Annotated in this window: 13 protein-coding genes; 8 read left to right on the forward strand and 5 right to left on the reverse strand. The window is 65.5% G+C overall.

The window, feature by feature from the left end:
* Positions 1-15 precede the first annotated feature (15 nt).
* From JOF48_RS07130 to JOF48_RS07140, 3 genes are read left to right on the forward strand one after another with little or no spacing between them, the layout of a single operon-like run.
* Complete coding sequence (locus JOF48_RS07130) at positions 16-891, forward strand: carbohydrate ABC transporter permease (RefSeq protein ID WP_209684256.1); 876 nt, start codon at positions 16-18, stop codon at positions 889-891.
* A gap of 3 nt (positions 892-894) precedes the next feature.
* Complete coding sequence (locus tag JOF48_RS07135; protein ID WP_209678934.1) at positions 895-1,773, forward strand: carbohydrate ABC transporter permease; 879 nt, start codon at positions 895-897, stop codon at positions 1,771-1,773.
* A 4-nt stretch (positions 1,774-1,777) separates the two neighbouring features.
* Complete coding sequence (locus JOF48_RS07140; RefSeq protein ID WP_342591178.1) at positions 1,778-2,863, forward strand: NAD(P)-dependent alcohol dehydrogenase; 1,086 nt, start codon at positions 1,778-1,780, stop codon at positions 2,861-2,863.
* A gap of 179 nt (positions 2,864-3,042) precedes the next feature.
* Here the strand turns inward: JOF48_RS07140 and JOF48_RS07145 are convergent, their stop codons facing one another.
* Positions 3,043-3,768: an alpha/beta fold hydrolase gene (locus JOF48_RS07145; RefSeq protein WP_209678937.1), complete on the reverse strand. Its 726-nt coding sequence runs from the start codon at positions 3,766-3,768 to the stop codon at positions 3,043-3,045.
* Positions 3,769-3,843: 75 nt separating this feature from the next.
* Between JOF48_RS07145 and JOF48_RS07150 the strand changes: the two genes are divergently transcribed.
* Entirely contained in the window at positions 3,844-4,599 is a 756-nt protein-coding gene (locus JOF48_RS07150; RefSeq protein ID WP_209678940.1) for a helix-turn-helix transcriptional regulator, read from the forward strand.
* 14 nt (positions 4,600-4,613) lie between these two features.
* Here JOF48_RS07150 and JOF48_RS07155 read toward each other — a convergent pair whose 3' ends face one another.
* Positions 4,614-4,904: a MoaD/ThiS family protein gene (locus JOF48_RS07155; protein WP_245346431.1), complete on the reverse strand. Its 291-nt coding sequence runs from the start codon at positions 4,902-4,904 to the stop codon at positions 4,614-4,616.
* 9 nt (positions 4,905-4,913) lie between these two features.
* Positions 4,914-6,032, reverse strand: coding sequence for a WD40/YVTN/BNR-like repeat-containing protein (locus JOF48_RS07160; protein WP_245346432.1), 1,119 nt, complete (start codon positions 6,030-6,032; stop codon positions 4,914-4,916).
* Positions 6,033-6,186: 154 nt separating this feature from the next.
* On the opposite strand from JOF48_RS07160, the gene JOF48_RS07165 reads away from it, so the two are divergent.
* The 3 genes from JOF48_RS07165 to JOF48_RS07175 are packed head-to-tail and all read left to right on the forward strand — an operon-like array spanning position 6,187 to position 9,101.
* Positions 6,187-6,495: a metal-sensitive transcriptional regulator gene (locus tag JOF48_RS07165; RefSeq protein ID WP_209678943.1), complete on the forward strand. Its 309-nt coding sequence runs from the start codon at positions 6,187-6,189 to the stop codon at positions 6,493-6,495.
* A 2-nt stretch (positions 6,496-6,497) separates the two neighbouring features.
* Complete coding sequence (locus JOF48_RS07170; RefSeq protein WP_209678946.1) at positions 6,498-6,722, forward strand: heavy-metal-associated domain-containing protein; 225 nt, start codon at positions 6,498-6,500, stop codon at positions 6,720-6,722.
* A 39-nt stretch (positions 6,723-6,761) separates the two neighbouring features.
* Positions 6,762-9,101, forward strand: a complete 2,340-nt coding sequence (locus tag JOF48_RS07175; RefSeq protein WP_209678949.1) for a heavy metal translocating P-type ATPase — start codon at positions 6,762-6,764, stop codon at positions 9,099-9,101.
* Between the two features lie 130 nt (positions 9,102-9,231).
* On the opposite strand, the gene JOF48_RS07180 is transcribed toward JOF48_RS07175, so the two are convergent.
* Positions 9,232-10,305 (reverse strand): EamA family transporter, encoded by a 1,074-nt coding sequence (locus JOF48_RS07180; protein ID WP_245346433.1) that lies wholly within the window; start codon positions 10,303-10,305, stop codon positions 9,232-9,234.
* Between the two features lie 71 nt (positions 10,306-10,376).
* Between JOF48_RS07180 and JOF48_RS07185 the strand changes: the two genes are divergently transcribed.
* Positions 10,377-10,949, forward strand: a complete 573-nt coding sequence (locus tag JOF48_RS07185) for a CGNR zinc finger domain-containing protein (RefSeq protein ID WP_209678952.1) — start codon at positions 10,377-10,379, stop codon at positions 10,947-10,949.
* A gap of 124 nt (positions 10,950-11,073) precedes the next feature.
* On the opposite strand, the gene JOF48_RS07190 is transcribed toward JOF48_RS07185, so the two are convergent.
* On the reverse strand, positions 11,074-11,865 hold the full coding sequence (locus tag JOF48_RS07190) for a carbohydrate ABC transporter permease (protein WP_245346815.1): 792 nt from the start codon (positions 11,863-11,865) through the stop codon (positions 11,074-11,076).
* Positions 11,866-11,923 lie beyond the last annotated feature (58 nt).

The following is an 11,923-nucleotide window of genomic DNA, read 5'->3' on the forward strand; positions in this document are numbered from 1 at the left end:
AAGGACGGCTCCGGCATGTCCAAGGCGGAGGGCTGGCGCCGCCGCGGCCCACTCCTGCCCGCGCTGATTTTCACAATCGTCATCACGCAGCTGCCGTTCCTCGTCACCATCTGGTACTCCATGCGGAACTGGAACCTCCTGCGCCCCGACGGCAACCAGTTCAACGGCCTGCAAAACTATGTGGACATCTTCCGCGACTCCACCTTCCGCAGCTCGGCAGTCAACAGCATCGTCATCACCCTTGGCTGCGTGTTCTTCGCCATGGTCCTGGGCATCATCTTCGCCCTCCTGCTCGACCGCAAGTTCCGCGGCCAGGGCGTGGTGCGCACCATGCTCATCACCCCGTTCCTCATCATGCCGGTCGCCGGGGCCACGCTCTGGAGCATCTCCATGCTGAACCCGAGCTTCGGCCTGGTGAACTGGGTGATCTCCCTCGTGGGCATCCCGCCCGTCGACTGGACCTCGCAGCACCCCATCGTCTCCATCCTCATGGCGCTGGTCTGGCAGTGGACCCCCTTCACCATGCTGCTGGTGCTGGCCGGCCTGCAGTCCCAGCCCAAGGACGTCCTTGAGGCCGCACAGATCGACGGCGCCGGCTGGACCAAGACGTTCTTCTGGGTCACACTTCCCCAGCTGCGCCGCTACATCGAACTCGGCGTGCTGCTGGGCACCATCTACGTGGTCAACACCTTCGACCAGATCTACCTCATGACCGCGGGCGGCCCCGGGACGGCGAGCGCCAACCTGCCGTTTTACATCTACCAGCGGGCCTTCCTGGGCTTCGACATCGGACAGGCCGCAGCCATGGGCGTCGTGGTCGTCATCGCGACGATCATCATCGCCACCCTCGCCCTCCGCCTGATCTTCCGCAGCTTTGACGCAAAGGACTAAGCCGTGACAACCACCATCACTCCCCCTGCAACCGCCCCCGTTTCGGCCGAGCGGAAGTCCCGTGAGGCACGACGGCGTTTCGCCGGTTCCAGCATCACCACCCTTACGTGGCTGCTCGCCTTTGTGTTCTTCGCACCCGTGATCTGGCTCGTCATGACCGCGTTCAAGCCCGAGTCAGCGGCCGCCTCCAACCCGCCCGTGTTCTTCTTTGTCCCAACGTTCGAGCAGTTTGAGGCGGTGCTGGCCAACGGTGCCGGCGCGTACTTCCTCAACTCGCTCATCGCCACGGGGCTCTCAACGGTGCTTGTCATCGTGCTGGCCGTCCCGGCGTCGTACGCCCTGAGCATCCGGCCAGTGAAGAAGACCTCTGACGTGCTTTTCTTCTTCATCTCCACCAAGATGCTGCCGGTTGTTGCCGTCATCATGCCCATCTATGTCATTGCCGGGCAGATCAAGGTGCTGGACAACATCGGCACCCTCGTGGTGCTGTACACGGCCATGAACCTGCCCATCGCGGTGTGGATGATGCGCTCCTTCTTCCAGGAAGTCCCGGCGGAGGTGCTCGAGGCCGCTTCCATGGACGGTGCCGGGCTCATCAAGACCCTGCGCACCATCCTGATCCCCATGGTCACGCCAGGCCTGGCCGCCACGGCCCTGATCTGCGTGATCTTTGCCTGGAATGAGTTCTTCTTTGCCCTGAACCTCACGGCCGCCAATGCCGCCACGGTGCCGGTGTTCCTCGTGTCGCAGATGACCAGTGAGGGCCTGTTCCTGGCCAAGCTGTCGGCAGCCTCGGTGCTGGCGTCGCTGCCTGTGGTCATTGCCGGCTGGGTGGCCCAGAAGCAGCTGGTCCGCGGCCTCTCCATGGGTGCGGTGAAGTAGAAACATGGCAACCCAGGCAACCTCAATTCCAGAAGCGTCGGCAGGAACCATGTTGAATTCACCCACCGCGCCGGCCCCCGCCGTTCCGGACACCATGACGGCCTCGGTCCTGGTCCGGCAGGGCGAGCTGCGCACCGAACAGCGCCCCGTCCCCGCACCAGGGCCGGGCGAGGTGCTCGTGCGCATCACTTCGGTGGGCGTGTGCGGATCCGACACCCACTACTTCACCCACGGCAGGATCGGCAGCTTCGTGGTCGATTCGCCGCTGGTGCTGGGCCACGAGCCCGCCGGCGTGGTGGTGGCACTGGGGCCGGGCGTCACCGATCGCGAGGCAGGGCAGCGCGTCTCGCTTGAGCCGGGAATCCCGGATCCGCTCTCGAGGCAGTCGCTGGCCGGCTGCTACAACCTTGATCCCGGCGTGCGGTTCTTTGCCACGCCTCCCATCGACGGGGTGTTTTCCGAATACGCGGTGCACCCGGCAGCCTTCTGCCATCCCGTCCCGGACTCAGTCTCGGACGACGCCGCAGCACTCCTGGAACCTCTCAGTGTTGCACTCGCGGCCCGGGCAGCCGGAAAAGTCCAGCTCGGCGACAAGGTACTCGTGGCCGGAGCCGGGCCCATCGGGCTGCTCATCTCCAAGGTGGCCCAGCTGGCCGGGGCAACCGTCACCCTGACAGACGTACGGGCTGAACGCCTCGAAATTGCGGAGGCCTACGGCGCTGCGCAGACGTTTACGGCAGCCAACCAGCCGCCTGTCGTACCCGAATTCGATGTCTTCATCGACGCCAGCGGCGCCGAGCGGGCCATCCTGGGCGGGCTGGAACGGCTCGCCCCGCGCGGGCGCGCCGTCCTGGTGGGCATGGGCGCGGACACTGTCGCACTTCCGGTGCCGCTGCTGCAGGGCCGGGAGCTGACGATTACCGGCACCTTCCGCTATGCGAACACCTGGCCCACCGCCATCGAGCTGGCCGCCTCCGGCCAGGTTGACCTCGACGGCCTCGTCACCTCAACCCACGGGCTGGCAGACGTGGAGGCTGCGCTGACGGCAGGCGCCACCCCGGGCGCCCTGAAGGCCATGGTCCACCCCTAAAATACCGACGCCATCGCAGCAATCGACCGTTTTCTGGGGACGCCATCGCAGCAAATGCGTGATTATTCGCATCGCGAGCGCAGCAGGCAATGGGCCGTTTGGTGCTCGGCGCAGGAACGACGCGGTTTGGTTTTCGAGCAGGCGAGGTGCCGGCCACAGGCCGGCGCCTCGTGCTGTGGTCAGTCGGCTGCGTAAGCGTCCAGGATGATCCGGGCCAGCGCTTCGGGGCGGCTCCACATGGGCCAATGGCCCGTTGGGAGGTCGATGTAGTCGACCTTTTTGAGGTTTGCGACCTCAGCGAACATTGGGTGGCCTGCTTCGACGAGCTCCCTCACCTGCGAGCTCGGAATCGAACAACACACGAGAGTGTTCGGCACCTCAAGGCGGGCGTCGTTGGTGAGTTCCACGGCTTGGCGCAGCACAGGACCTGGCTCCGGAACGGCACGATTCCTGAACCGTTCAAGAGTGCCGGCATCCAGGCCCTCAAGGCTGGCTTGCCGGCCAAGCACGTTGAAGGGCGGCAGCGGAAGCCCCTCTGCGTCTTCGGGGAAGCCAGGGGCGAAAGCTGTGCCGGGGGCGACCGGGCCGCTGTCGACCCAGATCACCCGGCGGACCAACTCTGGATGCCGGTCGAGGACGAGACTCACCGGGGCGTTGGCGCCGCTGTGTGCCACAATGACCGCCTCCCCGTCATCAGCAGTCAAGGCCCGCTCGATTGCTGCGGTCTGATCATCAAGCGTTCTGGAGGATCGTTCAGCGTCCGTTGGGTCCAGGCCCGGCAGAGTCAGTGGAACAGCCCACGGCCCGTTGGCCGGAAGGTTCTCAAGCAATTCGTCCCAAGCCCAGGCACCCAGCCAGTGGCCAGGCACAAGGATTATTTTCGGGCTGGTCTTTTCAGTTGTCATGTCAGAATCCTCGCAGCAGGTTTGGACAACTGCATGTCACTATTTATGGCACGATTATGGCAAGGGGGTGGTGCAATGAAGCGGACGGAGAGGCTTCACGCGTTGTCGGAAATGCTGCGTCGCAGCGGCTCTCGCGGGCGCACAGCCGAACGGCTGGCGAGCGAGTTCGGCGTGTCCGTGCGCACCATCAAGAGGGACCTGGATGCGCTGGAGAACAGCGGCGCGCCAGTCTGGGCCCGTCCGGGGCCCGGCGGCGGGTACGGCCTGGCCGGCCGTGCCAATCTCCCGCCAATCACCCTGACACCGGAGCAGGCAGTGGCCCTGCTCGCTGCCGTCACGGCAGCGCCTGATGCGCCTTTTGCGGATCTCGCCGCCGCAGGCATCCGGAAGATTGTCGATGTGCTGGACCCGCGGACCCGCAAAAGGGCGGACGAACTCGCCCGCCGAATCTGGATCAACACCGAAACTCCCGTTGCGCGGGTGATCAGCTCCGCCCTCGAGCAGGCAATGGCGGAGCAACTGGTTGTCCGGATCCGCTATTCCTCGGCCACTGGAAACACAACCACCCGCGACGTTGAGCCCGTGATCTTCGCTTGCCGGGACGGGCGCTGGTACCTGATCGGCTGGTGCCGCATGAGGAACGACATGCGGTGGTTCCTGCTCAAGCGCATCGAACGCGCCAGCGTCACCAGGATGCCTTGCGGGGACCATGGCGTTGAAGAGGCCGGCATTCCCCCGGCGACCGCCAGATCGGTACGGCTCGGAGATGGCCAACAACCAGTGCAAGCACGCCCGGATTTGAGGCTGGATCCTGACGAACGTGAGGGATAAACTCCGGGCGAAGGCTAACCGCCGGCGACGGACTGGATGACCAGCAGTTCGGCACCGGCGGCGATACGGGTGTCCAGGCCGGAGAGCCGGCGCACCTCGTCTCCGTCGAGGTAGATGTTGACGAAGCGGCGCAGCGCCCCGGTTTCGTCCCTTAGGCGGCGGCCGAAAATGGGGTACTCCGCGGCAACGGCATCCAGCAGCTCGGACAGCGGAGCCCCCTCCCCCACGTCAAGCCGCAGTTCCGCACTGTCCCCCACCAGGGGCTGGAGCAGCCGTGGCACGAGCATCGTCACCTCTCCCGACATAGCAGCCGCCTAGATCACGGCGGCGCGGACGCACAGGACATCCGGCAACTGTGTCAGCACAGGCTCAAAGTGGGCACCCTCGTCCGCACTGGCATACACGGTGCCGCCGCGGGTGCCGAAGTACAGCCCTGCCGGTTCCGCGGTGTCAACGGAAGCCGCATCACGAAGCACCACGTTGAACTCGGGCTGAAGCAGGCCGTCGGCCAGCCGTGTCCAGGACGTCCCGCCGTCATCCGTCCTGTGCACCGCCAACTGCCCGTCCGGCGGAATCCGCTGGGCATCGGCAACGAGGGGAATGACCCAGGCGGTGTCCGAGCGGCGCGGGTGGGCCAGGATGGTGAAGCCAAAGTCCGCGGGGAGCCCGCCGGCAATGTACTCCCATGAATCACCGCTGTTGCCGCTGCGGTACACGCCGCCGTGGTTTTGTGCGAACAGCACCTCCGGGGTGTTGGGATCGCGGGCCACCTTGTGCACGCACTGGCCGAATTCGGGCGTCTCCTCGGGCAGGAACGTGGCACCGATGCCCTTGTTCCGGGGCTCCCAGTTGGCGCCGCCGTCCACGCTGCGGTAGACGCCGCCGGTGCTCATGGCGACATGGATGGCATTTTCATCAAACGGGCTGGGCAGCACAGTGTGTGCCGCGGCGCCGCCAAATCCGGCGCCCCACTCGGAGCGGTGCGGGTGGTCCCACAGCCCGCGGTTCAGCTCGAAATGCTCGCCGCCGTCAGTGGATTTCCATACCGAGATGGGCTCGCAGCCTGCCCACACCACGCCCGGCCGGTCCGCGGAGTCGGGCTGGATCTGCCAGACCCGCTCCAAGGCGGCTTCCGTGTCGGGCGGGAAGGTGATGGCGCCGCGCTCAGGCTCCTGCCAGGTGGCGCCGAGGTCGTCCGAGTGCGCCACCGTGGGACCCCAGTGCTCGCTGCGCAGGCCCACCAGGATCCGTGTCCGCCCGTCGCGGGTGTCAATGCCGATGCTGGGGATCTCCTGCATCAGGAAGTGCGGGCCGGTGAAACTGTAATTAACCCTGTCGTTGCTCGTGCCCAGCCAGAGGCCCTTCTTGGTGCCCACCGCCAGCAGATGGGTCATTTCGGAGCGCATGCCATTCGTTGCTTCGCTATTTTCCATGGGTTAAAGTCGACCACCGCAGCCGTGGCACGGCAAGGGTTACCAGCCGGTAATTTGCGCAGGCCAGGAATGGCAACCGTCCACCCCGGCGCCTCCTGAAGCATACCCCCCAGGGGTACTTGACACATACCCTATGGGGGTATAAATTGGAGACATGGAAACAGAACAATACGGATACTCGGAAGAGAAGCAGGCCTACCTCCGACGCCTCAAGCGCGCCGAGGGCCAGGTCCGCGGTATCGCCCGGATGGTCGAGGAAGACAAGTACTGCATCGACATCCTCACCCAGATGGCCGCCGTCAACAAGGCCCTGCACGCCGTCAGCATCGGCCTGCTGGAAGACCACATTGCGCACTGCGTGGTCAACGCCGCCAATGAATCCCAGGAATCAGGCAACCCGGAGATCGTCTCCGACAAGGTCGCCGAAGCCACCGCCGCAATTTCCCGCCTACTCAGGAGCTAACCATGAACACCACCACCATCAACGTCTCCGGCATGACCTGCGGCCACTGCGTCAGCTCCGTCACCGAGGAACTCACAGAACTGGCGGGCGTTGAGAACGTCGCCGTCAACCTCAACGCCGGAGGCATCTCCGAGGTCACCATCACCTCCACCCTGACCCTGCGCCCGGAAGAGATCTCCGAGGCCGTTGCCGAGGCCGGCTACCTCGTCGTCGCCAACAACGCCTAGCCCGACACCACCCAAACCACACTCAAAGCAAGGAGCGCCATGAGCGCCTCAGACATTTTGTCCCAAACCGCCACACCCGGCCCCCGCATGGTCGAGATCGACATCGAAGGCATGACCTGTGCCTCGTGCGTCAGCCGGGTTGAACGCAAGTTGGGCAAACTCGAAGGCGTCAGCGCTTCCGTGAACCTCCCGCTGGAATCAGCCCAGGTCACGGTCCCCGCCGGCATGTCAGACCAGCAAATCCTCGACACCGTCAAGGCCACCGGCTACAAGGCCACCCTGAAGAATCCCCCCGCCGTTAAGCACGACGCCGGAACCCAGCTTGCGCACGACACCCACCCGGGTGCCGCGCAGGTAAGCGTCCAGCACGGCGATCATGCCGAGCAAGGCTCGCATGAGGACCACATGGCCCACGGCGGCACGGCGTCGACCCTGCGCCCCCGCCTCATCCTTGCCGCCATCCTGACCGTCCCGGTCTTTTTGGTGTCCATGTTCCCGGCCCTGCAGTTCCCAAACTGGGGCTGGGTTGCCGGAATCCTGACCCTGCCAGTCGTCACGTGGGCTGCTTGGCCGTTCCACCGTGCGGCAGCCATCAATGCCCGCCACTTCGCGTCCACCATGGACACCCTGGTCTCCATCGGCGTCAGCGCAGCATTCCTGTTCTCGGCCGTCGAACTGGCCATGGACCCCACAATGACCGCGCACGGCGGCGCCATGGCCGGCCACGCACCCCTGTACTTTGAGGTCTCGGCCGTCGTCATCACCTTCCTGCTGCTGGGCCGCTACCTGGAGGCCCGCGCCAAGTCCAAGGCCGGCGATGCCCTCAAGGCGCTGCTGAACCTGGGCGCCAAGGAAGCCACGGTGCTGCGCAACGGCGTCGAGGTCAAGATCCCGGCGGCAGACCTGGCCGTGGATGAGATCTTCGTGGTCCGCCCCGGAGAGAAAATCGCCACCGACGGCGTCATCACCGACGGCATTTCCGCCGTGGACACCTCGCTCATCACGGGCGAATCCCTGCCCGTGGACGTGGTCCCCGGAGACAGCGTCACCGGCGCCACGATCAACACCTCCGGCCGCCTGCTCGTGAAGGCCACCCGCGTCGGCAGCGAAACCACGCTCGCCCAAATGGGCAAGCTGGTCAGCAACGCCCAGGCCGCCAAGGCTCCCATCGCCCGCCTCGCCGACCGCATCAGCTCCGTGTTTGTGCCGATCGTGCTCGTCATCGCCGTCCTCACCTTTGCCCTCTGGCTGGTGTTCAGCGGCGACATCCAATCCGCGTTCACGGCCGCCGTGGCCGTGCTGATCATCGCCTGCCCCTGCGCCCTGGGCCTGGCCACGCCGGTCGGCCTGCTGACCGGAACCGGCCGTGCCGCCCAGCTCGGCATCCTCATCAAGGGCCCGCAAGTCCTTGAGGACACCCGCGTGGTCAACACCATCCTCCTGGACAAGACCGGCACCGTCACCGAGGGCCGCCTCTCCGTGGTCGACGTCGTCCCCCTCACCCAGGTGCCTGCCGCAGAGCTTCTGCGGCTGGCCGGGGCAGTGGAATCCCACAGCGAGCACCCCATTGCCCACGCCATCACGGCCCATGCCCGTGAACAGGCTGGCGGCGACGGCACACTCCCCGAGCTCAGCGACTTCATGTCAGCGCCGGGCGGCGGCGTCCGCGCCGTGATCGAGGGCAGCACCGTGCTGGCCGGCCGGGCAGGCTGGCTGGAGGAAAACGGCGTCGTGCTTTCCGCGGAGGCCCGTGCATCACTGGCCGAGCAGCAGCAGCGCGGCACCACGGCCATTTGGGTTGCCGTGGACGGTGAAGCAGCCGGACTGATCGCGCTCAAGGACACCATCAAGGCGGGGTCCAAGGAGGCCATTGCCAAGCTGCAGGAACTGGGCCTGCGCCCCATCCTGCTGACCGGTGACAACGCCGCCGTGGCCGCCCAGGTGGCCGCCGCCGTCGGAATCGCGCCGGAAGATGTGTATGCGGACGTCCTGCCGGAAGGCAAGGTTGAGGCTGTCAAGAAGCTGCAGGCCGAAGGCGCCACGGTGGCCATGGCCGGCGACGGCGTGAACGACGCCGCAGCCCTGGCACAGGCCGACCTTGGCATCGCCATGGGTTCGGGAACGGATGTGGCCATTGCCGCCGCGGACCTCACGGTCATGGGCAGCGACCTCGGCCAGGTCGCCACTGCCATTGCCTTGTCACGCAAGACCTTGGGCACCATCAAGACGAACCTGTTCTGGGCGTTCTTCTACAACGCGATCGGCATCCCCATCGCTGCACTCGGCCTGCTCAACCCGATGATCGCCGGCGCCGCCATGGCTGCCAGCTCGGTGCTGGTGGTGGCGAACTCGCTGCGGCTGCGGCGCTTCGGCCGGTAGCCCGGGCAGGCCCGCCGCGAGAATGCGGCGGCGGTCAAGCGGCGGCAAGCCTGCCGCGAGGTGAGCGGCACAGTGAAGCGGCCGGCGATGCAAAAATCGCCGGCCGCTTCACTGTTCCGCACCGCTCCATCTATCGTGGACCGGCATCCGCCAGGCCCTCCGCCGCCGCAGCAGCGTCCGCGCCGCCGGGGCCGGCAGGCGCATTGAGGTCCACCTCGAACGTCCCGCCGCGGACCGGCGACCCGCGCAGCTCATCAAGGCGCACAAGCACCACCCCGGCCATGATCGCCACCCCGCCCAGCAACTGAACGAACCGCGGCATCTCCCCCAGCAGCAGCCAGGCCCAGACCACGGCAAACAGCACCTCAAACAGCGCCACAAAAGACGCCACCTTCGAGCCCAGCCCGCGGGTTGCCACGATCCCCATCAGGTACGCAAACACAGTGGTGACCAGCACCAGCCCCAGCACCGGAACCAGCCAGGAGACCTCGGCCCCTGCAAAGACGGGGTTGTTGAACGTGAACGCCATGGGCAGCAGGCCCGTCCAGCCAAGCAGCAGAATCAGCACGGCCCCCACCGCCATGCCGCCGCCGGCCATGAGAACGGGAGGGACGTCGTCGTCCGTCCTGGCCGACATCACAAAGTACACGGCCGAGCACACCGCCGCACCCAGCCCCCACAGCACGCCGGCCACACTGACTCTCTGGTCTCCGGCCAGGTCAAGCACCAGCACGAGTCCCGCCATGGCGCTTGCCCCGCCAATGATGGTCAGCAGCCTCGGGCGCCGGCGCGTCATGAACCACGCCCAGACCACCAGGAGCACGGGCGAGAGGTATTCCAGCAGCAGCGCCACGCCCACCGACAGGTGCTGCACTGCGTTGAAGTAGAACAGCTGGCACAGGGCAATCGGTGCCACGCCGTAAATTGCAATCCGTCCAAGCGAGCCTTTCACGGTGGTCCAGCGCCGCACCAGGATGATGGTGACGGGCACCAGAAGCACGACGGCGGCACCCCCTATGCGGACGGCGACGGCTGCGCCGGGGGTCCAGCCGACATCGAAAAGCGACTTCGCGAAGGGACCCGACAGTGCAAACGCCGCGGCCGAGATGAGTGCCAGCAGCAGCGCAGGTGAGGCGAGGGCGGTCCGGGCGGCGGGCATGGGACGCACGGCAGGCGTGCCGGAGGAGGGGTTTGGGGCGGTCATGGCTGTCCAAGTGTCAGGAGTGAAAGGCGTTACACTGGTGACATTACGCTCGTCCATTGTCAGGAGTCAACATGGTCTTTAGTCATGACACGGAGCTGGCCCTGGCGTCGGCTGTCAACTTGATCAACACGGGGCCCACGTCGCTCGCAGAGGACGGAGCGGTCAGTGGCGCCGACACCCTGGAAACCGCCGCACAGCTGGATGAGTTTGTGCGCCGGGAACAGTTTTCAGGATCCCGCGAACACTCCGCACAGGAGCTCGCCGCCGTGCGGGACATGCGGGACGAGCTGCGCACCATTTTCACCGCAGGAGAGACCGAGGCGGCAATGCTGGTCAACGGCCTGCTGGCCAGGGCGCATGCCCTGCCGCAGCTGGTCAAGCACGATGCGTGGGACTGGCACCTGCACGCGACCGCGCCGGCGGCACCGCTGGCCGAACGCATGGGCGTGGAGGCTGCCATGGCACTCGTGGACGTGATCCGCAGCAAGGAACTGCCCCGGTTGAAGGTGTGCGCCGCACCCGACTGCTGCGCTGTGGTTATTGACCTGTCCAAGAACCGGTCCCGGCGGTATTGCGACACCGGAAACTGCGGCAACCGCGCCCACGTGGCTGCCTACCGCCGCCGCAAGTCGGAACAGGCATGAGCCGCACAAACCAACGACCACAAGGACGATGGAGTGAGGTCCACTTAACCAGTTGAGGCCCGCATCGACTGGCGATGCGGGCCTCTTTTGGCATTCTACGGAAGAAGATTCCGTGGGACTGAATTTACTTCATGGTTCCTGCAGACACCGAGCCCTGGAGCTGGCGCTGGAACAGCACGTACATGATCAACACGGGGATGATCACGATGATGGCTGCTGCGAACATGGCGCCGAAGTCCACGGCGTAGCCCATCTGGCCGGCAAAGGCGGCGATGCCCTGCGACAGCACGTAGTTCTCCGGCTTGGTGTTGATGGCAACCGGAATCAGGTACTGGTTCCACAGGCCGAGGAAGTTGAAGATGGCCACTGAGGCCATGCCGGGCTTGGCCATGGGAAGCATGACCTGGAAGAAGGTGCGCCACTCGCCGGCACCGTCAATCTGCGCCGCTTCTGCGATCTCGTGTGGGAGCGCCTTGAAGAATGAGAACAGGAAGAACACGGTGAAGGGCAGCGCGAACGCCACGTACACAATGATCAGGCCCGGCAGCGTGTTCAGCAGGCCGATGTTCTTCAGGATGAAGAACAGCGGAACGATGGCCAGGAAGATCGGGAACGTCAGGCCGGCGAGCATCAGGTAGTAGATGGCCCGCGAGCCCGGGAACACGTAGCGCGCCAGCACATAAGCACACATGGCGCCCAACACCATGACGATCACCAGGGCGAAACCCACGACGATGACAGTGTTGAAGAAGTAGTTGCCAATGCCGGCCGTGTTCCACGCATTGAGGTAGTTCTCAAATTTCCAGTCGGCTGGAAGCGAGAACGGCGAGGCAAGGATTTCCTTGGTCGTCTTGAACGAGGAAAGCAGTGTCCACAGCAGCGGGATGAGCACCATCAGCGTCCAGAGGGCGAGCATGGTGTGTGAAACGCCAGCTACAACCTTGTCACCCTTGGTGTCCTGGGCCTTGCGTTCA

This window comes from Arthrobacter stackebrandtii (genome assembly GCF_017876675.1).
In the GTDB taxonomy this organism is placed as follows: domain Bacteria; phylum Actinomycetota; class Actinomycetes; order Actinomycetales; family Micrococcaceae; genus Specibacter; species Specibacter stackebrandtii.